23 protein-coding genes and 2 pseudogenes are annotated in these 21326 nt (G+C 69.2%); 17 read left to right on the forward strand and 8 right to left on the reverse strand.

Translation table 11 applies throughout. From position 1 onward, the window contains the following. Positions 1-10 precede the first annotated feature (10 nt). From ACIP93_RS36790 to ACIP93_RS36820, 7 genes are all read left to right on the forward strand, one after another. The gene (locus ACIP93_RS36790; protein WP_401766568.1) at positions 11-493 is read left to right on the forward strand and encodes a peroxiredoxin; all 483 of its coding nucleotides are present in this window, start codon (positions 11-13) and stop codon (positions 491-493) included. Between the two features lie 129 nt (positions 494-622). After that, entirely contained in the window at positions 623-1867 is a 1245-nt protein-coding gene (locus tag ACIP93_RS36795; RefSeq protein WP_401766570.1) for an NAD(P)/FAD-dependent oxidoreductase, read from the forward strand. Continuing rightward, positions 1864-2649, forward strand: a complete 786-nt coding sequence (locus ACIP93_RS36800; protein ID WP_401766573.1) for a DUF1365 domain-containing protein — start codon at positions 1864-1866, stop codon at positions 2647-2649. The genes ACIP93_RS36795 and ACIP93_RS36800 overlap by 4 nt, the downstream gene beginning before the upstream one ends. 76 nt (positions 2650-2725) lie before the next feature. Beyond that, positions 2726-4024, forward strand: coding sequence for a class I SAM-dependent methyltransferase (locus ACIP93_RS36805; RefSeq protein WP_401766623.1), 1299 nt, complete (start codon positions 2726-2728; stop codon positions 4022-4024). Further along, entirely contained in the window at positions 4021-5307 is a 1287-nt protein-coding gene (locus ACIP93_RS36810) for a class I SAM-dependent methyltransferase (RefSeq protein WP_401766575.1), read from the forward strand. The genes ACIP93_RS36805 and ACIP93_RS36810 overlap by 4 nt, the downstream gene beginning before the upstream one ends. After that, positions 5304-6125, forward strand: a complete 822-nt coding sequence (locus ACIP93_RS36815) for a DUF1295 domain-containing protein (protein ID WP_401766578.1) — start codon at positions 5304-5306, stop codon at positions 6123-6125. The genes ACIP93_RS36810 and ACIP93_RS36815 overlap by 4 nt, the downstream gene beginning before the upstream one ends. A gap of 72 nt (positions 6126-6197) precedes the next feature. Beyond that, complete coding sequence (locus ACIP93_RS36820; RefSeq protein ID WP_401766581.1) at positions 6198-6851, forward strand: alpha/beta fold hydrolase; 654 nt, start codon at positions 6198-6200, stop codon at positions 6849-6851. A 553-nt stretch (positions 6852-7404) separates the two neighbouring features. Here the strand turns inward: ACIP93_RS36820 and ACIP93_RS36825 are convergent. Then, a complete protein-coding gene (locus ACIP93_RS36825) occupies positions 7405-8181 on the reverse strand; it encodes a ferritin-like domain-containing protein (protein WP_401766582.1) in 777 nt (258 codons plus the stop codon). Further along, a complete protein-coding gene (locus tag ACIP93_RS36830) occupies positions 8178-8867 on the reverse strand; it encodes a ferritin-like domain-containing protein (protein WP_401766625.1) in 690 nt (229 codons plus the stop codon). The genes ACIP93_RS36825 and ACIP93_RS36830 overlap by 4 nt, the downstream gene beginning before the upstream one ends. Positions 8868-9677: 810 nt before the next feature. Between ACIP93_RS36830 and ACIP93_RS36835 the strand changes: the two genes are divergently transcribed. The 3 genes from ACIP93_RS36835 to ACIP93_RS36845 all read left to right on the forward strand — a co-directional run bounded on the left by ACIP93_RS36835 (position 9678) and on the right by ACIP93_RS36845 (position 12275). Beyond that, positions 9678-9857 (forward strand): hypothetical protein, encoded by a 180-nt coding sequence (locus ACIP93_RS36835; RefSeq protein WP_401766584.1) that lies wholly within the window; start codon positions 9678-9680, stop codon positions 9855-9857. A gap of 44 nt (positions 9858-9901) precedes the next feature. Further along, entirely contained in the window at positions 9902-11497 is a 1596-nt protein-coding gene (locus ACIP93_RS36840) for a molybdopterin-dependent oxidoreductase (protein ID WP_401766586.1), read from the forward strand. Positions 11498-11624: 127 nt separating this feature from the next. Continuing rightward, a complete protein-coding gene (locus tag ACIP93_RS36845; protein WP_401766589.1) occupies positions 11625-12275 on the forward strand; it encodes a fasciclin domain-containing protein in 651 nt (216 codons plus the stop codon). 30 nt (positions 12276-12305) lie between these two features. Here ACIP93_RS36845 and ACIP93_RS36850 read toward each other — a convergent pair. Then, a protein-coding gene (locus ACIP93_RS36850; RefSeq protein ID WP_401766592.1) for an IS5 family transposase occupies positions 12306-13165 on the reverse strand; the annotation gives its coding sequence in 2 pieces (ribosomal slippage) (positions 12306-12809 and positions 12812-13165; 858 coding nt in all). A 64-nt stretch (positions 13166-13229) separates the two neighbouring features. Here ACIP93_RS36850 and ACIP93_RS36855 point away from each other — a divergent pair. Beyond that, the gene (locus tag ACIP93_RS36855; protein WP_401766595.1) at positions 13230-13637 is read left to right on the forward strand and encodes a DUF6193 family natural product biosynthesis protein; all 408 of its coding nucleotides are present in this window, start codon (positions 13230-13232) and stop codon (positions 13635-13637) included. A 33-nt stretch (positions 13638-13670) separates the two neighbouring features. Here the strand turns inward: ACIP93_RS36855 and ACIP93_RS36860 are convergent, their stop codons facing one another. Together ACIP93_RS36860 and ACIP93_RS36865 are read right to left on the reverse strand one after the other, a co-directional pair. Further along, positions 13671-14357, reverse strand: coding sequence for a transposase family protein (locus ACIP93_RS36860; RefSeq protein ID WP_401766597.1), 687 nt, complete (start codon positions 14355-14357; stop codon positions 13671-13673). Then, complete coding sequence (locus tag ACIP93_RS36865) at positions 14329-14730, reverse strand: AAA family ATPase (RefSeq protein ID WP_401766600.1); 402 nt, start codon at positions 14728-14730, stop codon at positions 14329-14331. Before ACIP93_RS36865 ends, ACIP93_RS36860 begins: the two co-directional genes overlap by 29 nt. A 12-nt stretch (positions 14731-14742) precedes the next feature. Here ACIP93_RS36865 and ACIP93_RS36870 point away from each other — a divergent pair, with 12 nt between their 5' ends. The 3 genes from ACIP93_RS36870 to ACIP93_RS36880 all read left to right on the forward strand — a co-directional run bounded on the left by ACIP93_RS36870 (position 14743) and on the right by ACIP93_RS36880 (position 16034). Then, entirely contained in the window at positions 14743-15042 is a 300-nt protein-coding gene (locus tag ACIP93_RS36870) for a DciA family protein (protein WP_401766603.1), read from the forward strand. Positions 15043-15056: 14 nt separating this feature from the next. Beyond that, positions 15057-15371, forward strand: coding sequence for a hypothetical protein (locus tag ACIP93_RS36875; protein ID WP_401766605.1), 315 nt, complete (start codon positions 15057-15059; stop codon positions 15369-15371). A 342-nt stretch (positions 15372-15713) separates the two neighbouring features. Next, the gene (locus ACIP93_RS36880; RefSeq protein WP_401766608.1) at positions 15714-16034 is read left to right on the forward strand and encodes a hypothetical protein; all 321 of its coding nucleotides are present in this window, start codon (positions 15714-15716) and stop codon (positions 16032-16034) included. Positions 16035-16184: 150 nt separating this feature from the next. Here ACIP93_RS36880 and ACIP93_RS36885 read toward each other — a convergent pair. Together ACIP93_RS36885 and ACIP93_RS36890 are read right to left on the reverse strand one after the other, a co-directional pair. Then, positions 16185-16731 (reverse strand): annotated as a pseudogene (locus tag ACIP93_RS36885) (GNAT family N-acetyltransferase). Next, positions 16716-17429, reverse strand: a complete 714-nt coding sequence (locus ACIP93_RS36890; RefSeq protein ID WP_401766610.1) for a hypothetical protein — start codon at positions 17427-17429, stop codon at positions 16716-16718. The pseudogene ACIP93_RS36885 and the gene ACIP93_RS36890 overlap by 16 nt, the downstream one beginning before the upstream one ends. Positions 17430-17677: 248 nt before the next feature. Between ACIP93_RS36890 and ACIP93_RS36895 the strand changes: the two are divergent. Then, a pseudogene (locus ACIP93_RS36895) lies at positions 17678-18610 on the forward strand (IS5 family transposase). Between the two features lie 16 nt (positions 18611-18626). Here the strand turns inward: ACIP93_RS36895 and ACIP93_RS36900 are convergent. Further along, positions 18627-18848 (reverse strand): hypothetical protein, encoded by a 222-nt coding sequence (locus tag ACIP93_RS36900; RefSeq protein WP_401766613.1) that lies wholly within the window; start codon positions 18846-18848, stop codon positions 18627-18629. Positions 18849-19217: 369 nt separating this feature from the next. On the opposite strand from ACIP93_RS36900, the gene ACIP93_RS36905 reads away from it, so the two are divergent. Both ACIP93_RS36905 and ACIP93_RS36910 read left to right on the forward strand, forming a co-directional pair. Continuing rightward, positions 19218-20000 carry a hypothetical protein gene (locus tag ACIP93_RS36905; protein WP_401766616.1) on the forward strand — a complete coding sequence of 261 codons (783 nt, stop codon included), beginning with the start codon at positions 19218-19220 and terminating at the stop codon, positions 19998-20000. A 15-nt stretch (positions 20001-20015) separates the two neighbouring features. After that, entirely contained in the window at positions 20016-20807 is a 792-nt protein-coding gene (locus ACIP93_RS36910) for a class F sortase (protein WP_401766618.1), read from the forward strand. Positions 20808-21326 lie beyond the last annotated feature (519 nt).

Here is a 21326-nt window from a genome sequence, read left to right on the forward strand (position 1 = left end):
GAGGTAATCCATGACAAGCACCCCGAAGATCGGAGAGGTCGTAGGTGATTTCCGCCTGCCCGGCGGACACCTGGACGACGGCACCTTTCACCGTCGCGCCTACTCCCTTCACGAGCAGCGCGGCAAGCCGCTCATCCTCGCCTTCTACCCAGGCGACGACACCCCGGTGTGCACCGCCCAACTGTGCTCGTACTCCGACGGCCTGGCCCAGCTCCAGTCCGCCGGCGCCCGCGTGTGGGGCATCAGCCCCCAAGGGCTCGACAGCCACGAGGACTTCGCCCGCCGCAGGGGCTTGAACATGCCCCTGTTGTCCGACGAAGGGCGTGTGGTGGCCAAGTCCTTCGGGATCGGCGCGCCGCTGATCGGCCTGCGCCGGTCGGTGTTCATCATCGACGGCCACGGCCGCCTGCGCTGGAAGCACGTCACCGCCGTGGGCGCCACCTACCCGCGCCCCGACACGTTGTCCGCACGTCTCGCCGGTCTCACGGGCTGAGCGGCACGCCCCCGCCGCGTTCACCCAGCGGGACCAATCCGACAGCCGCGCTGCTGCGAAGTACGGGTGAAACGCAGCAGCCGAGCGGCGTGTCGAGTGGCGGGAGCACTGGTGGCGGAAGACCGGAAAGTGGCAGTAGTCGGTGCCGGGGTGGCCGGACTGACCGCCGCCTACATCCTGGCGGCCTCGAACCGGGTCACCCTCTACGAGGCCGACGGACGGCTCGGAGGCCACGCCCACACCCACGAACTGGCCGTGCCCGGCGGACGCGTGCTGTCCGTCGACTCCGGTTTCATCGTCCACAACGAGCGCACCTACCCGACCCTGCTGCGGCTTTTCAGGGAGCTCGGAGTCGCCACGCAGGACGCCGAGATGAGCATGTCGGTGCGGTGCGACGGCTGCGGCCTGGAGTATGCGGGGGCGCGGGGCCCGGCGGGGCTGTTCGCTTCCCGTTCCGCGCTGCGGGGCCGCTACGTGCGACTGCTCGCGGAGGTTCCGGTCTTCCACCGCGGTGCCCGTCGGCTGATGGCCCGCTCCGCGCACTCGGGCCTCACGTTCGGGGACTTCCTGCGCGAGGGGGGCTTCTCCCGCTACTTCGTCAGCCACTTCGCCCTGCCGCTGGTCTCCGCGGTCTGGTCCTGCCCGGCGCGCACCGCCCTGTCTTATCCCGCCGCCTACCTCTTCGCCTTCCTCGACCACCACGGCCTGCTGTCCGTCACCGGCTCCCCGCAGTGGCGGACCGTCACCGGCGGCTCTGCCGCCTACGTCGACGCCGCCGCCAAGCACATCCAGCGCGTCCTCACCTCCAGCCCCGTCGACACCGTCCGGCGCACCGGCCGGGGTGCGCTGGTCACCACCGGGGACGGAACGACCGATGCCTACGACGCCGTCGTGATCGCTACACACCCGCACCAGGCACTGCGCGTGCTCGCGGACCCCACCACGGACGAGAAGCGGCTCCTGGGCGCGTTCACCTACTCCCGCAACCCCACCGTCCTGCACACCGACACCTCCGTGCTGCCCCGGTCGCCGCGCGCCCGCGCCTGCTGGAACTACCGCATGAGCGGCTGCGATCCGTCGGCCGAGCCCGTCCGCGTCAGCTACGACATGCAACGCCTGCAGCGACTGCCCGCGGGCGCCGACTACGTCGTCACGCTGGGCGGGGAGAGCGGCATCGCCCCGGGGCGCGTGGTGGAACGGATGGTGTACGAGCATCCGGTGTACACCCCCGCTTCGGTCGCCGCCCAGCGGGAGTTGCACCGCCTCAACACGGGGACGACGGCGTATGCCGGGGCCTGGCACGGCTGGGGCTTCCACGAGGACGGCTGCCGCTCCGGCGTGCAAGCCGCCCGGAGCCTGGGGGCGCGCTGGTGACCCCCGCCGCACGGGATGCCGTACGCGCCGCGCCCGCGGCCGCGCTGTACGAGTGCGTGGTCGCGCACACCCGCACCGCGCCCCTGCGCCACGCCTTCCGGCACCGGACCTACCTATGGTGTGTGGACCTCGACCGGCTGCCGGTACTACCCCCCCTGCTGCGTCCGCTCGCCCGCTTCGATGCCCGGGACCACTTCACCGGCGACAGCGACTCCATCCGCGCCGGACTCGACGCCTACCTCGCCTCCCACGGCATCGGTCTGGACGGAGGGCACGTGGTGATGCTGGCCCACGCCCGGGTGCTCGGCTACGTCTTCAACCCGCTCAGCGTGTACTGGTGCCACGACGCCTCCGGCACCCTGGCGTGCGTCGTTGCGGAGGTCCACAACACGTACGGGCAGCGCCACTGCTACCTGCTGCACCCCGACGAGGCCGGGGAGACGGAGGTCGACAAGGAGTTCTACGTCTCACCGTTCTTCACCGTCGAAGGCCGCTACCGGATGAGGCTGCCGCTGCCCGGTGAGGAGCTGCGCCTGGCGGTGCAGCTACGGACGGCCGTCGGCCGCCCGTTCACCGCGACCGTACGGGGCCGCCGCCGGCCCGCCAGCGCCGTCGCCCTGCTGCGGTGCGCCGCCCGCAGACCGTGGTCGACCGCCGCCGTCTGGGCCGGCATCCGCCGCCACGCCATCCGCCTGTGGCTGCGCGGACTGCCCGTGCAGCCCCGGGCCGAGGGCACCTCGCCCTCCCGGCCGTGCGGCACACGGACCGCACCCCCGCGCTGATCTCACCGCACTCCCCGCAGAAGGACACACCACCGTGAACCCTCCCTCCTCGGCCTGCCCCGACAGCGCCCGAGCCGTGCGGCGTACCGTACGCGTTCCGGCCCAGCCCGGCCCACTCCCGGCGCCGGCCGCTCGAACCGCCGAGCCCGCGGGCGCCGTCGACGCCGACCGCTGGCCGGACGTGGCCCGGCTGCCGAAGGCGAGGCCCGGCCGGACGGCCCTCGCCCGGTACCTGGTGCACAGGGCACTGAAGAACCTGTCGCTCCTCACGCCCGACGGCGAACCGGACCCTGCCGCCCCGCGCTCTCCCCGCTTGACGCTCCATGACCCGGGCGCCTTCTACCGCCGCGTCGGCAGCGACGGCCTGATCGGCTTCGGCGAGTCCTACATGGCCGGGGAGTGGGACAGCGACGACCTGCCTGGGGTGCTGACCTGCCTCGCCGCACACGTCGGGGACCTGGTGCCCGCCCCGCTGCGCAGACTGCGCTCCCTGTGGGTGTCGGCCCGGCCGGCCGCCGACCGCAACACCCCCGACGGGGCGCGGCACAATATCCACTGTCACTACGACCTGTCGAACGAGCTGTTCGGCACGTTCCTCGACCCGACCCTCACCTACTCCTCCGCGGTGTTCCACGACTTCCCCGCGCGCTTCGAGTCCTTGCGCGAAGCCCAGCACCGCAAGATCGACCAGCTGTTGGACCTCGCGCACGTCGGCGTGGACACGAGGCTGCTGGAGATCGGCACCGGCTGGGGCGAGCTGGCCCTGCGCGCGGCGGCCCGGGGCGCACGGGTCACCACCCTTACCCTCTCCTCCGAGCAGGCGGATCTCGCCCGCGCGCGGGTCCAGACGGCTGGCCTGGCCGACCGGGTGGACATCCAGCTTTGCGACTACCGCGACGCCGAGGGCCGTTACGACGCCGTGGTCAGCGTCGAGATGATCGAGGCCGTCGGGGCCGAGTTCTGGCCCTCCTACTTCCAGACCCTGCGCGGTGCCCTCGCTCCCGGCGGCAGGGTCGCCCTCCAGGCGATCACCATGGGCCATCAGCAGATGCTGGACACCGCCGCGACGCACACCTGGATCAGCAAGTACGTCTTCCCCGGCGGGCTGATCCCCTCCCGCGAGGCCGTCGCCGAACACGCGACCGCCGCCGGACTGCGCACCGCCGCCGACCACGGCTACGCCCCGCACTACGCGGAGACCCTGCGTCTGTGGCGAGAGCGCTTCACCGAGCGCCGGGACACCGTCGCCGCCCTCGGCTTCGACAACGTCTTCCTGCGCATGTGGGAGCTGTACCTCGCCTACTCCGAGGCCGGGTTCCGCTCCGGCTACCTCGACGTCCGCCAGATTCTCCTGACCGAAGGATTCCCCCGATGAGGACCGCCGCCGACCGCCTCGCCGAACTGCTCGGCCACTTCGTCACCGGACCCCTGCCGGTACGGCTGCACGCCTGGGACGGCAGTACGGCCGGACCTGCCGACGCGCCTCGCGTCACGCTCCGCTCCTCTGCGGCGCTGCGCCGCCTGCTGTGGCAGCCGGGCGAACTGGGCCTGGCGGAGGCGTACGTCAGCGGCGACCTCGACGTCGCGGGAGACCTCGCCCAGGCCCTGTCCCGGGCCGGCCGTGCCGTCCGCGATCAGGGGACGGCACGGCCGGGTCCGGGCGCTCTGGCGGCGGCGGGCGCCCTGGCCGTGCGCCTGGGCGCGGCCGGGCCGCCGCCGCGCCGCCCCGACGGCCGTGCCCGGCTCGGCGGACGGCTGCACACCACAGCCCGCGACCGGGCCGCGATCAGCCACCATTACGACCTCTCCAACGACTTCTACGCTCTGCTCCTCGACGAGTCGATGGCGTACTCGTGCGGTTACTGGGCTCGTCCGGACGATCCCGCCTACGGCCTGGCCGACGCCCAGCGGGACAAACTGGAGCTGATCTGCCGCAAGCTCGGCCTGCGCGCCGGGGACCGGCTGCTCGACGTCGGCTGCGGCTGGGGCTCGCTGACCGTGCACGCGGCCCGCGAGCACAAGGTCCGCGTCACCGCCGTCACCCTCTCCCGGGCCCAGCGGGACTTCGTCGCCGACCGGTGCGTGCGCGAGGGCGTGGCCAGTCTTGTCGACGTCGAACACGGGCACTGGCGCCACATCGAAGCCGCGGGCTTCGACGCGGCGTCCGTCGTGGAGATGGGGGAGCACGTCGGGGACGCCGAGTACCCGGTCTTCGCGGCGAAGCTGCACGGTGCGCTGCGTCCCGGGGGCCGGCTGTTCGTCCAGCAGATGTCCCGGGGTGCGAACGCTCCGGGCGGGGGCCCGTTCATCGAGACGTACATCGCCCCCGACATGCACATGCGTCCCGTCGGGAAGACCCTGGACGTACTGGAGTCCTCCGGTTTCGAGGCCCGCCATGTCGAGTCCGTCCGCGAGCACTACGCGAGGACCATCAACGCCTGGCGCGACCGGCTCGAGTCCCAGTGGTCCCGGTTCGAGGCGCTCGTCGGCACGACGACGTGCCGAGTCTGGCGCCTCTACCTGGCCGGCGCCTCGCTCGCGTTCGCGGAACGGCGCATGGGCGTCGACCAGATCCTCGCCGTCCGCCCCACCCGCGACGGCGCCTCGGGCATGCCGTCCACCCCCGCCGCCTGGTACGGCCCGGACGGCCGACGGTGAACCCGCCCGACTGGAACACGCTCCTGCCCTGTCTCGTCGCGACGGCCGCCGCGGGGGCCGGGGTCCTGCTCGCCACCTTCGCCCTCGCCGTCCGCCTGGGGCTGCACCGCATCGTGGACGTCACCTGGGGTCTGGCCTTCTGCGCCGTCGCCGTCGTCACCTTCGTGCTGTCCGACGGCCACGGCGACGAAGTGCGACGCCTGCTCGTCACGGGGGCCACTGTCGTCTGGGGCCTGCGGCTCTCCCTGCACATCGTCCACCGGTCCCGGGGCCATGGTGAGGACCCGCGCTACACAGCGCTCCTGGACAAAGCGCCGGGCAGCCGCACCTGGTACGCGCTGCGCACGGTCTACCTGTCGCAGGCGGGCCTCGTCTGGCTGATCTCGCTACCCGTCCAACTGGCCGCCCACAGCCCCGCGCCGCTGGGTCCGCTCGACGTCTTCGCGGCCATCGTGTGGGCGGCCGGACTCACCTTCGAGACCGTCGGCGACCACCAGCTGGCCCGCTTCAAAGCCGACCCCGCGAACCGCGGCCGCGTCATGGACCAGGGACTGTGGGCATGGACCCGCCACCCCAACTACTTCGGCGACGCCCTCGTCTGGTGGGGGCTGTACCTCCTGGCCTGCACCAGCTGGCAGACAGGACTGGCCGGGCTCGTCTCTCCCGTCGTCATGACCCTGCTTCTGACCGTCGGCAGCGGCAAGCGCCTGCTGGAGAAACGCATGGCCCACCGCCCCGGCTTCGCCGCGTACGCCGCCCGCACCAGTGGTTTCCTTCCCCGGCCACCGCGTCAGCAGCCCTCACGTCACAGGAGATGACCCATTCCCATCGACTATGACAGCACCGACGAGAACACCGCTCTGGAACCCGTCGTCTTCAGCCACCTGCCGTTGCGGCACGCCCGCGCCGCGGTCCTGCTGCTGCACGGCGGCCGTGCCACCGCACTGCAACCGCCTACGACGCTCAACCTGCCCGCGCTGCGCATGCGCCTCTTCGCTACGGCCATCCGGCGGGCCCTCGCGCACGAGGACGTCTTTCTCGGCCACGTCCGCTACCGCCACCGCGGCTGGAACGGCCATCGCGCCCACCCCGTCGTGGACACCCGCCGGGCCCTGGCCCGGCTGTACAAGGCCGCGGGCCCCGTGCCGGTCGTGCTCGTCGGACACTCGATGGGCGGCCGGGCGGCCCTGCGGGCGGCATCCGACCCACATGTCAGCGGCGTGGTCGCTCTCGCTCCCTGGTGTCCGCCGGGCGAACCCGTCTCCCACCTGATGGGCCGTACCGTCATCGCCCTCCACGACGAGGCCGACCGCGTTACCCGCGCTGCGGACACCTGGTCCTACCTCACCCGCGCACAGGCCGCCGGTGCACGGTCCTTCGGCCTGCGCATGCCCCACGGGGGCCACACGATGCTCCGTCACGCACGCCATTGGCAGCGCCTCGCCGCCGAGGCGACCACCGGACTTCTCGGGCTCACACCCCTCCCCGCCACACTCGCGCAGAGCGAGGGGTGGACCGGCACTGCGACTCTCTGGACCCCTTGAGCGGCACCGACACCGCCGGCCTCCGGGGAGCGGGTGGAGATCAGCGTGTCCTCGATGACGCGCTCCCAGGTGCCCGGGGCGGTGCCGGGACTGTTACGGGGTGGCGAGGTAGAACTGCCGCCCGCACTGCCATAGGCCCCCTGGCACCGGCGGTTGTGTGACGTTCACCCAGAACGCGTCGCCGTCCACGATCCGGTGGTCCTCGTGTGCCCTGCGGAAGTACGGGGTGACACCTGCGGTCCTGTGCCGTCGTCGGCGAACAGGAGCGAGCTGCCCTGCTCGAAGCCCTGGACTGCGTCGGGGATGTCCCCATCTTCGCGAGGACACCCCGAGAAGATCCTCGCCCAGCTGCGTCCTGATACCGCTGGGAACGACGCGACGACATCCACGAAGCCTTCCTCAGTCTCGCCACTGTCTGATCACCCACTGACACGTCCAACGCCTTTGTTAGGACCTTTTAGGGGCTTTTCAGGCTATCCGCGAGGTCGAGGCAGATCGACGCAGCTGGGACCGAACGCGTGCGTGGGCCCGGTCTCAGCTGCTATCGCCAGGGTCAGATGGTGAGGAGTGCGGGCTGGGCGGCCTTGTTCAGGGGCAGGAAGGTGTCCTGGACCGGGTATTCGCCGAGGACGAAGTGGAGGATGGCCGCGTGCTGTGCCTCGACGGGTGCGATGGACGCGGCGGTCTTGATGCCCGCGGGGCTGGTGACATGGGTAGTGGCGAAGCTGTACGTCTGCGCGGCCTGCTCCTCCAGGGAGAGGGCGAGGCGGGCGACGTCCGTGATGCTGGTGACCTTGTTGAGGGCCTTGAGGACGGCGGGCTGGTTAGTAAGGGGGACGCCCTTGATCGCGGGCCGTCCGGCACCAATCAGGACCGCGTTCCAGGCCTTGGCATGGGCGGTGTGCTGATTCATCGCGGTCACGGCGAAGGTCGCCACGGCGGCCGGCACCTTGCCGAGTCGGCCGGCCCTGGCGGCCTTGAGGGCGGCAGCGTAGGCGTGCGTCGCCTGGTTCTCCAGTGCCACCGCGAGCGCCACGACCTTCAAGTCTCCGGTGTACGGGCTGGGTTTAGCGAGCGGGGACGACTCGGCCGCGTAGGCCGAGGCCGATCCGTTGCGAGCGATGAGTGCCATGCCCGCTGCGGCGACGCCGATCCCGACAAGGAATTCACGACGCCGCACATCCTCCTCCCGCACCTCCTCGACAAGCTCCTCTACGCCTTCGTGCAGGCCGGGCAGGGTGGCCTGGTGGGCCTCCTCCATGTCGGCGGTCAGCCGCAGCAGGTCGTGCTCGCTGATGTGCAGGTTCTCGTCCTGATGGCGGGTGCTCACTTGACGGCTCCTTCGGTGACCGGGGAAGCGTTCTTCATCGGGTAGAACGCATGCGGGAAGCCGACCGAACCGGCTGCCGCGGGCAGCTTGTCCACGTTCGTGGGAAGCGCGATCAGCTCAGGGCGTCCTGCACCTAGCAGCGCCTGCACGGCCAGCAGGGTCGCCCGATGCTGCGCCTCGACCGGGGCGACGCTCGCGAACAGCCTGCGCAGCTGTACGTCGTGAACCTCGCCGGTGTTCTTCACGTACGTCTGGGTGGCGACGTCCTCCAGCGTGACTGCCAGCGCGACCACGTCGGCCGGGCCCTTGATGCCGGGCAGGGCCTTCTTCACCACGGCGGCGTACTTCGGGTTCACCGCGGTCTGCGCCACGCTGCCCGCGTTGACAGCAGCGGCATTGAAGGCACGCGCGTGGGCGGAGTGCTGTCTGACCGTGGTGGCGATGAATGCCGCGACGGTCCTGTTGCCGTTCTTGATGAACGGGAGTGCGGCAGCGGTCCGGTAGACGCTGACGGCCAGATTCTCCAGCGACGCGGCTGTCTGGAGGGCCCGGATGTCGTTCCGGGAGACGTGCCGGTCCATCCCGGCCAGCGAACCATGCGTCAGGCGCATGGCGTCACTGTTCAAGTCCTGCGACTGTTCGGTGAGTTGGCTCAGCAGCCGGGAATCGATGTGCGGTGCGCCCATCACGCCCCGTCCCTTCCTTGCGTCCGCACCGATGCGGACGGTCCGGGTGGAATTCGCGGCACAGGTCACCGAAGATTGCCGGCCCGTCCGGCAATCACCCGAACGATTCCCGGCACCGCATTCCAAGGGCACGACAGTCGAACGAAAGCCAACGCGCATCGCGAGGCGGAAAGTCCCCCGCGGCAACCGCTGCGGATGGGATTCGGCCGACCGGGCTTCGAAGGCGTGTGCAATGCGGGTATGGGCAAGTACGGCACTTGGTGGACTGGCTCCCCTTTACTGCCAGGAGTCCAGCAAAGTCCAAGGACGCAGTCCTCGATATCGTTTCCCGACGCGTGGTAGCGCGGAACCCCCGGCCACACCGTCCGCAGAGGCGATCGGACCTTCGTCAGGCCAACCAGTGCGGCCACTGAGCAGGATCGGTCAATGACAGCGACCCCAGCATGCTGCGGCAGACCCGCGCAGAGATCCGGCCCAGGCCCGCCAGTCCCTGCGCCAGCGGATACCCGAAGCGGCCTCGACCGCGCTTGCGGCTTCGCCGGTGGTTCCGTCGACGTGGCAACGCTCACGCCGGGCTGCTCCCTCCGAGGAAGGCGGCGTGACTTGGGGGACTTTGCGAATCTTCCTCAGCACGGCCTCCTTCAACCGTGCCGGAACCGGTTCAACAGTCCGACTCCCACTGAGATCCGTCCAACTGAGGTCCGAGAGGTTCTGGCCGTTTGGTTCCTTGGCCTGCGGAGGGCTGATGGGGCCAGCGGCTGAGATACGCGTGGTGTCCTGGGACATGACGTCTCCGATCAAGGGGTCGACATGGTGGGCGATTTCAGCGAAATCGAGGAAATTCCAGTAGAGCTGCTCGCACGTGAGGGGTTCGTCGCGAAACGCGGTCCGGATTGCTTTTCTACCGTGCACCGTGCGTTCGGCAACGCGGCCCGGGGGTCTGATCAGAGCCGCCCTGCAGATCTTCTCCTCGAGAATCTCGAAGACTGACCCATCCGCGGAGGGAGCAGTTCCGAAGTACCTGTGTGATCAGGATGTTGAGCAGAGGCGTGCGGGTGCCGCTGGCCGCCCTTTCCGGGCTGCTGGCAGGCTTCTCAGCGCTGGCGGTCGCCGAACTCGTCGCGGCCGTGGTGAGGCCCGAGGCGGGGCCGGTGGTCGCGGTCGGAGGAGCGGCAATCGATAGGACGCCCGTCGCAGTGAAGGACTGGGCAATCCGCCAGTTCGGCACCAACGACAAGCTGGTGCTCCAGCTGGGCATCCTCGCCGTCCTCGCGCTGTTCGCGATCATGATCGGTGTACTTGCGCTGCGCTACCGCCGCCTCGGAGCGGCCGGTGTGCTGCTGTTCGGTGTGGTGGGCGCCGCCGCCGCGACGGGCCGGCCCGACTCCACCGGCCCTGTCGATGCACTGCCTTCCGTTGCCGGGGCGCTGTGCGCAGCGGCTCTGCTGTACTACCTGTCCGGACGCCTCAAAGGTTCCTCGCTCGCTTCTGCACCGGCGGAGGGCGATACGCGGGGAGATACCTTCGGACGTCCGGCGGGCTGGGACCGTCGCGGCTTCGTCGTCGCGGCCGGTGCCGCAGCCGTCGCCTCGGCGGGAGCGGGGTTTTTGGGACGGTCGCTCAATTCTTCCCGGGGCGCCGGGGCCACCGCTTCACGCGCCGAGGCTGTCCTGCCCCGTCCTGCCTCTCTGGCTCGTCCGGTGCCCTCGGGGGCTGCCCTGCACACTCCCGGGATCAGCCCGTTCATCACCCCGAACAAGGACTTCTACCGCGTCGACACCGCGCTGGTCGTACCGAAGATCGACGCCACCGCATGGAAGCTGAGGATCCACGGCAAGGGTGTCTCACGGCCTCTGACTCTGACGTTTCAGGATCTGCTGGACCGTCCCCTGATTGAACGTCACATCACCCTGACTTGCGTGTCCAACGAGGTCGGAGGCCCGTACGCGGGCAACGCCCGCTGGATCGGCGTCCCCTTGGCCGCGCTCCTGAAGGAGGCCGGAGTGAAGCCACCGTCCCGGGGCGGACCCGCCGACCAACTGGTGGCCCGTTCGGTGGACGGCATGACGATCGGCAGCCCGGTCGAGGACCTCATGGACGGCCGCGACGCCCTGCTCGCCGTCGGAATGAGCGGTGAACCCCTGCCCTTCGACCACGGGTTCCCGGTGCGGATGGTGGTGCCCGGCCTCTACGGTTACGTCTCGGCGTGCAAGTGGATCCAGGACATCGAGCTCACCACCTTCGCCGACTACGACCCGTACTGGGTGAAACGCTCCTGGTCCCAGCAAGCCCCCATCAAAACCCAGTCACGCATCGACACCCCCAAACCGTTCGCTACCCCGAAGGCGGGCACCGTCATGGTCGCCGGGGTGGCCTGGGCCCAGCACCGCGGCATCGACAAGGTCGAGGTACGCGTCGACGACGGGCCCTGGCAGCGCGCCGACCTCGCCGCCGAGGACACCACCGACACCTGGCGCCAGTGGTCCCTGCCCTGGAAGGCCACACCCGGCGGCCACACCCTGACCGTCCGCGCCACCGACCGCACCGGCACCACCCAGACCGAGGAACGCGTTGGGACCGTCCCCAACGGAGCGACCGGCTGGCACTCCGTCGTACTGACCGTCGAATGAACCGGCCACTCAGGCGGACCGGTCGTCACCCGCCTCCGATCCGGACACCGCCGTGATCCTCCCGCCAGCAGATATCCACCTTCCGGACCTTCGATCACCAAGCCCGCAATCACCAGGAGCAGTCACCATGAACGCCCGCATCTTCCGCCGTGCCGCCCTCGCCGTGTCCGCCGTCGCGATCCTTCCCCTCACGCTCACCGCGTGCGGTGACATGGACAAGGACAAGGACAAGGACAATGCCTCCTCGTCCGCCGCGTCCGAGCCTGCCGCCCCCTCGTCCGACGCCGCTGACACAATGGCGCCGGACAAGCCGTTCGGTCCGGCGTGCGCCGGTGTCCCGGCAGAGGGCGCGGGCAGCTTCGACGGCATGGCCAAGGACCCGGTCGCCACCGCCGCGTCCAACAACAAGGACCTCTCCACCCTGGTTACCGCCGTGAAGAAGGCAGGCCTCGTCGACACCCTCAACAACGCCAAGGACATCACCGTGTTCGCCCCGACCAACGAGGCATTCGCCAAGATCCCCAAGGCCGACCTCGACAAGGTCCTCGCGGACAAGGCCACCCTCACCAAGATCCTCACGTACCACGTGGTCGGCCAGAAGCTGACTCCGAAGCAGCTGGAGTCCGGCACCTACCCGACGCTGGAGAAGTCCACCCTCACCACCGTGGGCTCCGGCGAGTCCTATAAGGTCAACGGCAACTCGTCCGTAGTCTGCGGCAACGTCCCCACCGCCAACGCGACCGTGTACATCGTCGACACCGTCCTGATGCCCAAGTAGCTCATCCCAAGTTGTGACTAGGGCCCGTCTTCAAACGGATCTTGCCCACAGCAGGAACGAGGCCAGGCTGACCGCCGCTTCGTATGAGGCGACGGTTTTGTCGTACCGGGTAGCGATGCCGCGGAAGTGCTTCAACCGGTTGAAGCACCGTTCCACTGTGTTGCGTCGGCGGTATGTGGCACGGTCGAAGCGTGGTGGTCTTCCTCCCCGGCGGCCGCGATTACGTCGGTGTCGCTGCTGGTCGGACTTCTCAGGGATGGTGTGGCCGATCCCGCGTTCGCGCAGGTAGGAACGGAACCCGCGGGAGCTGTAGGCCTTGTCCGCGATCACGTGGTCGGGGCGACAGCGCGGGCGGCCCGGACCCATGCGCGGGACACGGATGCGTTTCAGCAGCGGTTGCGCACAAAGACCGTCATGGCGTTGGCCGGGAGTAACGAGGAGTGCCAAGGGTCTGCCACGGCCGTCGCAGGCGAGGTGGATCTTGGTGGTGAGACCTCCGCGGGACCGGCCCACGCCGTGATTGTCCGGTTCGTCCGGCCGGTGCATCCCCTTTTTCGGCCGGTGGCGGCAGCATGCTGGTGGGCGCGCACGATGGTCGAGTCGATCTGGACGAGCCAGTCGATGTCGCCGGCTGCATCAGCTTGGGCCTGAATCTGCTGCAGGACTTGGGTGAATACACCGGCTAGTGCGTAGCGGCGGAAGCGGGTGTAGACCGTTTGCCATGGCCCGTAGCGGTTGGGCAGGTCACGCCACGGGATGCCTGTCCGGATCTTGTAGACCATCCCATCGAGGACCTGCCGGTCGTCCGCCCTGGGCCGTCCAGTCCCGGCCCGAGGTATGAGCGGAGAGAGTAAAGCCCATTCCTGATCGGTGAGTTCATGTCTGCGCACCCGGCCATGATCCGCGGACGAGCAATCGTTGATCGCGGAGGCTCAGGCCCCGCACAATTGCGGCATGACCGAGACTGTCGAAGCGGCCTGGCTCAAGATTCTGACCACCGTCGGCGAGCCTTCCCGGCCGGAGGGATCACCGCTACTGGAACCCTTTGCCGAGCTGGCGAGGGTGGCGCATGCCGAGCCTTTGCTTCGTCAGCTCTACCCCTGGGCCGGTATGTGGGAGCTGCACTTCAGCAGGTGCACAGAGTTCCGCCCCACCTGGGACATCCCTTACATCGGAACCCTGAGGGACGGCCGCTATTACGTCGAAGGACCGAGCCGGAGCAGCCCACGGATCGCCGAGACAGACAGCGCAGAGGCCGCAGTAGCAATGGTCGTCGATCGCCTGCCGCCGCACTGCGGCCCAGCCTTCATCGGCAACGCTGAGGAACTGGCCGCCTACGAGAAGGCTCAAGACAGCAAGTAGGCCCGGAGCCGCAAGCGGCTTTGAAGACGGGCCCTAGGGCCAACCTGGCCTGGCCGGAGTGATCCAGAACGTGGTGGGGAAGGCGTGGCTTTCGACGCAGTCCTCCCCGCCACACTCCATGGGCAGGACCTGGAGCAATTCGAGGGTATGGGTGTCCGTCCACTCTGAGGAACGGACCCCCCTTCGGCTGTCGTTCGCGAAAAGGTGTCGATGCTCTCCTGAAGCGGCTCTGGTCCACTTTGTGTGATGTGACCACGCTGGGTGAAGTTGAAGCGAGGCGATCAGCCGCAGCAGGGTTTTCCTGCTGACTGGAATCTGAAAGATGTCCGTCATGCGGGCGCCTGCCCGGCCTGCGAGCGCGAGAGCCACCGCCACCAGTGCCGATCGCAGCCGCTCGGTCCGTCGTCCGAACCGGCGGGTGAGTCCCGGCACTTGCTCGGCGAAAGTCTTGCGCGGGCAGGCAGCCTGCGCACAGACGAACCGCTGTACTCGCAACGACACCACGACGGGCTTGCCCGCTGTCGGGAGGTCACGAGGAAAGCGCAGGTAGGAGCCATGCATTCGCCTCGACCAGCATCCGCACCCCGGGCATGCCGTTCCTCCTGCGGTCGTACGAGCTTCAACCCGGACGACCGTGTCGGTCACCTCGGCCGACTCCACCACCACGCCCTCGACCGAGGAGAACAACAGCTCATCCAGCTGTAGCAGCACTTCGTCCACGGCAAAGGACTGTCGACCACACCACCCTCCGGTCTGACGAATTTCGGGCGAACTCGACCAGCATCATGCGGAGATCAACAGTCACTCTGCGTACGTGACCACACGAAGTGGACCAGAGCCCCCAGAAGTGAACGAAGCCACCGGCCAGGCCGCGGCCGCCGGTGATGTCGTGGGTCCAGGTGGCGATGGTCTGGCTGTCGATGCCCGCCTCGGCCGCGAGGTTCGCCGCGGCGACGGCGGCCGTCGAGGTCCCCACGACACGGAGCCCGGCGGCCTCCCATCCGACCCGGGCCGCCGACATGATCGTGGTCTTGCCCACTCCCGCGATGCCGCGGACGGAATCGACCGCGTGACCGGCGGTCAGCAAACGCATGACAACAGCGAATTGGGTAGCATCCTGGGCCAGTGGCCAGCCATCGCGGCCGCCGTCTCCCCGAACCTGCCCGCGCATGTCACCGCCGTCGCCTTCCAAGCGGAGACCGGCCAGCTGGTCCTGCGCCCGGACTCGTCCGCCTACGCCACCCAACTGCGGCTGATCAGCTCCCGGATCGCCGCCTCGGCGAACGACGCCGTCGGTGCTCCGACGGTCTCCACGGTCCAGGCCCTGGCTCCGGCAGTACGGCCCCGGCGCCCCGCGAGACGGTCACCGCACCAAGTAGGCTGGCTCTGCCGCGGGCACCAGTGAAGAAGACCCGGGACATGCCCCTCCCGGCTTCCACCGGGCCCTCGCCGCCGCCCCAGGCCGCCGAACCCGCCCAGCGCGTCGACCCGGGCATCAGCGAGGCAATCGAGCGGCAGAACCGGGCAATGCGCGAACTCAGCCGCCGAACCTTCCCCGAGGCCGACGTCGTGGCGGCCGATGCCCCGGCCCCGATCGAGCAGGCCCGCGCGCAGCGACGCCGTCAGGCAGCGCAAACCCATGCCGCTGCCCTGCGCCGGGCCCGTACCGAGCGGGCCGGAACATCTCTTCCTGCGGTGTCACCCGCGCATCAGGCAACGGGAGACGTGGCATGAGCCGGCGCCGTGGCCGCCAAGGCGCTGCGCTCCCCAGTCCGCTGGGCGGGGCCGGCCGCGGCGCGGCCAGGCGGAGGGTACCCCCTCCTGAGCCCCGCACATGCCGATCGCCGCGGTCGGGGCAGCGGCCCGGCGGCAGCATCGGCCTCAGGAGATGGGCACCGCCGGGCAACGTACAGAGTGACATGAGGACCGGGCGCCACCGGGGCGGGGTTCGCAACTCTCTGCCTTGGTGTGATCATGTGCGTTGTCGAGACGCTGTTGATCATGCCAAAGCCGCGGGGATGGGTCTGCTGCACGATGCTGTCCGCGTCGAATCCGGAGATCTGCAGGGAGCCAGTCGTGGAGCGCAGCTCTGAGCGGGAGAACATCGAAAGCGCAGCTCGTGCTCGCTACAACCGGGACATACAGCAAGAACGCCACGCTCTGCGCGAGGCCTTGCGCTCGGACCTGCCTGACGCCCACATGGGCTTGGGCGTGACCGTCATCGTCTTGATTGTCGTCGCTACTTTCTCCGGCCCACGATGGACTTTGATCATCGCTGGTGCTCTCTCGGCCTGGTTCCTTCTTGCACTGGCGGTGATTCACATCGGCAGCGGCCGTGGCCGGGATGCCGTCCGTCGGGCCTACCTTGCCACGTTCGGCTGGGGCAACTGGATCTGAACGCCCTTCGCCGCGATCACCTCCACCGGGGCCAGAGGTCAGACAACAAGATCAGCCCCTGTCCCGCATCCCGTACGCAGGGATGCGGGACTTCGTTCATGCACCGCTTAGGGATGCGTGGGTTGAGGGCCTCTTCTTCGTGCGCGGGGTTCAGGAAGGAATGGGGCTGCGCAGGTCGCGGAGCATCACCGTGAAGTTCGGGCTGTCCGGGAATGGCTGCCGGGAGCCGATCGCGCGGTATCCCCATGTCTCGTACAGGGCCTGCACCTTGGGGTGGCCGGGGTCGACGAGCAGCACCGCCAGGGCCTCGGGCCGGGCGTCGACCAGCGCCGCGTGCAGCCGGTCCGCGGTCCCGGTCTTGCGCCACCGCGGACGCACCATCAGTTCCGAGAACGCGAACGTCGAGTCGTCCGCCGGCGGGGTGCTCAGGTGCTCGCGCCACCACTCCCGGCCCGGTGTGGCCGGGGCCCCGTATGCGAAGCCCACCGGTTCCTGGCCGTCGTACCCGATGACGCAGGCGAAGCCGGGGTGGCCGCCTCAGTGGTCCACGAACCAGGGGGAAGCGCTCGTTGAATTCGTCCATGTCGTCGGCGTAGGCGTCCGCGTGCACGTCCAGCAGGGTCTGCCGGATGGCGGGCAGGTCCTGGTGGCCGAAGTGGCGGAGTTCGACAGCTGTCGTGGTCAAGGGGTGCTCCATTCGGTCCGGTAGCGGTCGATCCACTCGTGCGCGAGGTGCGCGGAGGGCGCACTGGCGATCAGGTCGCGCTGGAAGTCGCCGAGAACCTGCCGCATCCGTCCCTGCAGCGGCACCCCCGACATGATGGTGAAGATCTCGCCGCTGGTGGCGCACGCCTGCTCGACGTCGCCTTGGTGCAGCTGCGCGAGAGCGAGCCGGGCCGTGGTGTGCGCACGGTTGCGCCGGTAGGAGTCCGGCAGTACGGCAAGCGCCCGGTGCGAGGCGGCTTCTGCCTCTGCCGCATCCCCCACGACGTCGCGCACGATCGCGGTCAGGGAGTGGAGCTCGGGCCATCCGTAGAAGGCGATCCAGCTGGGTCTGGGCTGCGCGGGGTCGGCTTTGCCCAGGGCGGTCTCGGCCCGTCCGAGACAGTTCAGCGCGGCCCGGGTCTCCCCGCTGTGCGCGAGGCCGATCGCCGTGCGGGCGTGGGCGGGCGAAGCGTGCAGCGGGGAGCGCCGGGCGACGGCCGTTGCCCGGGCCGCCTGTGCGCAGGCCACCGCTTCGGGGTAGTCCCGGCGTTGCCGGGCGAGCATCGCCCGCAGATTCCAGACCTGCATCGTCATCTCGGAGTCCTGCGCCAGCCCCGCCAGCGTCAGGGACAGTTCCAGGTGGCGGCCGGCCCCACCCGGCAGCCGCTGAACACCACCGCTGAGGGCCATGTCCCCAGAGGTCACCCCGGTTGGACCCAACAGGTCCACGCGTCACCTGGGGCGCCCTCCCGCCGAAGCCCCGGGCGGCTGCGGCTGCGGCTGCTGGGACCCCTACTGTGCAGTATCCCGTGGGTTCGCATGAGCGTCCATCTCTCGGATTGACCGTGTTGTCCCAGGCCTACACGGTGCGAAGGCTCGGACTAGGACTTGTCCGGCCGATCATGTGACTACCGCGTACCCGAGTCGTTGATGTGGGCATGGGGCGGGGTGATCTGAGCGATGCCGAGTGGGAACGGCTGCGGCCGTTTCTGCCGGTCGGTAACGGGCGTCGTGGCAGGTGGCGGGATCACCGGCAGGTGTTCGACGGGATTCTGCACCGGGTGCGGACCGGGGTGCAGTGGCGTGATTTGCCCGAACGGTTCGGGCCGTGGAGGACCGTCTATGAACGCCATCGCCTGTGGTCGGCCGACGACACCTGGGAATGCTTGCTCCAGCAGGTACAGGCCGCGGCGGACGCCGCAGGCGAGATCGACTGGGACATCTCGGTGGACTCCACGATCGTCCGCGCGCATCAGCATGCGGCCGGTGCCCGCACCGATCCGCCCCCAGCACTCGCTTCAAAGGGGGCCGCAGGAGTGGAACAACAGGACGAGACGCCGTGGCAGAGCCTCGTCGGCCGCCTGGTGGAGCTGGTGCTGGAGATGAGGGCCTGGGCCGCTCGCGCGGCGGGTTCACCAGCAAGCTTCACCTGAGCGCGGACGGCCGCTGCCGCCCCCCTGTCTCTGGTCGTCACGCCGGGACAGCGGGCGGACTGCGCGCAGTTCATCCTGGTCCTGGAGGCAATCCGCGTCCCGCGGACCGGGCCGGGCAGACCTCGCAAGAAGCCCGGCAGCGTCGCGGCCGACAAGGCATACAGCAACGGGCCCTGCCGCCAGTACCTGAGGTGCCGAGGCATCCGGCACACCATTCCGGAGAAAGCCGATAGCCAGGCCGCCCGCTTGCGCAAAGGTTCACGTGGCGGACGGCCACCGGGTTGGGATGAAGAGCGGTATAAGAAGCGGAACACCGTTGAACGGGTGATCAATCGACTCAAGCAGCACCGGGCGGTGGCCACTCACTACGACAAGCGCCGATACGTCTACCTCGGCACCGCGACTGCTGCGGCACTGGTGATCTGGCTCCGCTCATGAGTGCCAGGATCAGTCCTCATCCGTCTTCCGGCAGGTGGTAGTAGACGGTCCCCGACCGCCAAGGGCCGTGTTCGGTCGTCTCTGACGAGATCACCACGTCTTGGATCTCAACAGGTCCCAACGCGTCGATAGTGTCGGCCAGTTGTCGCAAGAGGGCCGGAACGCTATCGCAGCCCGGGCCAGCGGGGTTGGCCTGCGAGAAATGGCGCACGGTCCAATGCTCCGGAGTATCAATCATGGGCTGATCGTAGGACCTGCCGTGGTTAGCAGACCGACCACCGGGGCCCGCGACTCATATCGCGGGAGCAGCCCAGACCGTGATCGGCCGGACAGGTCCTAGCCGACCGGCGAGAGCCCACGGGATGTCGCACACGAAGGGTTGCATGCGGTGGCCATACGTGTGATGACGCCTGGCCCGCATGGCCGAAATCGGCAGCGCGGAGAAGTTCTTCGAACATGCGACCAATCCGCTGTCGTGTCCGCGCCGAACCCAGTAGTGAGACCAAGTCTCTTCCCCGGCCCCCGGAAGTAGTGCCGAGTCTTTGCCCGCATTTCACAACCCCGCGAGGGCCGTACGCGCCCCTCCGCATCTGATGGAGGTTGACTCATGAAGTCCCGTCGCACCGTACGAATCGCTGCCGCGACCGCTCTGCCCGCCGCTCTCGTCCTCGGCTTTGGCGGGGTCGCCGGAGCAGCGGATTCCCAGAGTTACCAGGTCGATCTGGCCCAGCTGAACGACTCCGGGGCCTCCGGCACCGCCATGCTCACGCTCAGCGGCAAGGAGCTGACGGTGAAGATAGAGGCCGAAGGCCTGGTCCCCGGCGCCCCGCACGCCCAGCACATCCACGGCTCCACCGAGGGGCACGACTTCCACTGTCCCAAGCCGAGCGCCGACAAGAACGGCGACAATGTCGTCTCCACCGCGGAGGGCCTGCCCGCGTACGGAGACATCAACATCTCCCTGACCACCAAGGGCGACACCAGCAAGGCCAGCGGCCTCGCCGTCGACCGGATGCCGGTGGCCGACAGCAAGGGCTACATGTCCTACGAGCGGACCCTCACCGTCTCGCAGAAGGTCGCCGACCACATCAAGGACCTGCACGTGGTGCAGCACGGCATCGACACCAACAAGAACAAGAAGTACGACTTCAACAAGGGCAAGAGCGAGCTCGATCCCAAGCTTCCCCAGGAGGCCACCGCCCCCGCCACCTGCGGCATGCTCGCGGGCGCGGCAGTCGGTTCCGTGCCGGTGGGCGGCGTGGAAACCGGCACGGGCAACACCGCGGGAACCGAGTCCCCGCAACTCCTCGCCGCCGGCGGCGCGGCAGCCGCAGCAGCCGTGGGAGTTCTGGCCGTGGCCCGCCGCCGGACCGCCCGGTCCGGTCTCTGAGACCGCGTCCCGGTCATGACTGACGACACTCCCCATGAGGGCGTCTCACGCCTCCCCGCCTCCGGGGAGACGACCGCGGCACCTCCGCGCGACGAGGACGCCTCGCCGGGGCGCACGACCGGGACGATGGCAGGGCGGCGGACGCTGCTCATGGCGGCTGCTGCCCTTGCCGCCCTGGCCGTCACCCTGCTGGCCGTCGGCCTGGACCAGCAGGAACCCGCCCCGCCGCAGGCCACCCCCGCGGTACGCGGCGAGGCCCCCGCGGCACCCCCTGGACAGCCGACAGCCGGCAAGGAGCATGAGGGGCACAAGGGCGACGGTGCCGACCCCGCACCCCCGCGCGGCACCGTCTTGACGAAGTCTGCACCCGAGCGGATCACTGTGCCTGCCCTCGGCGTCGACTCGGCCCTGGAGAGCCTCGGCCTCGACGCCAAGCGGGTCATGGAAACCCCTGACGACCACGAAAAAGCCGGCTGGTTCACGCCCGGCCCTACTCCGGGCGAGCTCGGGCCTGCCGTGATCGCCGGTCACGTCACCTGGAACGGTGCCCGCAGCGTCTTCTTCGACCTGGCCAAAGCCGCGAAGGGCACCCGCATCGAGGTCAGCCGCAAGGACGGGAAGACCGCCACGTTCACCGTCGACCGGGTCGGCCGCTACCCCAAGAACCAGTTCCCCACCCTGGAGGTCTACCGCAACCTTGACCACGCCGGACTCCGCCTGATCACCTGTGGAGGCACCTACGACGAAGCCACCCGCCACTACAGCGACAACGTCATCGTCTACGCCTCGCTGACCTCGGTGCGCTGAATCCGGCCCGCGGTTGGCGACCCCCGCCCACGAGGCTCACCGACCCGCATGTGTAATGTCCCGCGGGTTCTCGCCGGTCGGTGATCACACAGCAGGGATCCGACCAGGGGCTTCGCGGCCATCGGCCCATGCTCCGACGTCGAGATCATGATGGTCTTCAGGCTCCCTGAAAAACCATCATGATCCGTTCAGGTGGGCCGAGCCTTCGCACCGCGTAGACCTGGGGCAACACGGTCAATCCGAGAGATGGACGCTCACGCGAACCCACGGGATGTCACACACCTCCACGGACGGAAGAACACGTAGCGCAGCTACGCCGACTTGTGCGACGCCCTGCGCGAGCCCGTCGACAAGGCGGCCCGAGACGGGCTGCCCCTGGACCGGGCTGCCGGGCCCGACGTCATCCGGCTGGCGCGGAACCTAATACTGCAACGGTGCTTTTCCTGATGGTTGGGCAGGTTCGGGTGGTGTGTGGCCGCGGCATTTGTAGTGGCTGATCCGGGCTTGGTGCTGTCGTCG

The sequence above is a fragment of the Streptomyces sp. NPDC088745 genome, assembly GCF_044751045.1.
Lineage (GTDB): Bacteria > Actinomycetota > Actinomycetes > Streptomycetales > Streptomycetaceae > Streptomyces > Streptomyces cremeus.

Excerpts from the sequence above, each read along its gene's own strand:
- ACIP93_RS36810 (WP_401766575.1), top strand. The coding sequence starts at position 4,021 with ATGAGGACCGCCGCCGACCGCCTCGCCGAACTGCTCGGCCACTTCGTC.
- ACIP93_RS36845 (WP_401766589.1), top strand. The coding sequence starts at position 11,625 with ATGAACGCCCGCATCTTCCGCCGTGCCGCCCTCGCCGTGTCCGCCGTC.
- ACIP93_RS36910 (WP_401766618.1), top strand. The coding sequence starts at position 20,016 with ATGACTGACGACACTCCCCATGAGGGCGTCTCACGCCTCCCCGCCTCC.
- ACIP93_RS36835 (WP_401766584.1), top strand. The coding sequence starts at position 9,678 with ATGGTGGGCGATTTCAGCGAAATCGAGGAAATTCCAGTAGAGCTGCTC.
- ACIP93_RS36900 (WP_401766613.1), bottom strand. The coding sequence starts at position 18,848 with ATGATTGATACTCCGGAGCATTGGACCGTGCGCCATTTCTCGCAGGCC.
- ACIP93_RS36865 (WP_401766600.1), bottom strand. The coding sequence starts at position 14,730 with ATGCGTTTGCTGACCGCCGGTCACGCGGTCGATTCCGTCCGCGGCATC.
- ACIP93_RS36855 (WP_401766595.1), top strand. The coding sequence starts at position 13,230 with ATGACCGAGACTGTCGAAGCGGCCTGGCTCAAGATTCTGACCACCGTC.
- ACIP93_RS36875 (WP_401766605.1), top strand. The coding sequence starts at position 15,057 with ATGCCCCTCCCGGCTTCCACCGGGCCCTCGCCGCCGCCCCAGGCCGCC.
- ACIP93_RS36830 (WP_401766625.1), bottom strand. The coding sequence starts at position 8,867 with ATGGGCGCACCGCACATCGATTCCCGGCTGCTGAGCCAACTCACCGAA.
- ACIP93_RS36890 (WP_401766610.1), bottom strand. The coding sequence starts at position 17,429 with ATGGCCCTCAGCGGTGGTGTTCAGCGGCTGCCGGGTGGGGCCGGCCGC.
- ACIP93_RS36905 (WP_401766616.1), top strand. The coding sequence starts at position 19,218 with ATGAAGTCCCGTCGCACCGTACGAATCGCTGCCGCGACCGCTCTGCCC.
- ACIP93_RS36790 (WP_401766568.1), top strand. The coding sequence starts at position 11 with ATGACAAGCACCCCGAAGATCGGAGAGGTCGTAGGTGATTTCCGCCTG.
- ACIP93_RS36840 (WP_401766586.1), top strand. The coding sequence starts at position 9,902 with ATGTTGAGCAGAGGCGTGCGGGTGCCGCTGGCCGCCCTTTCCGGGCTG.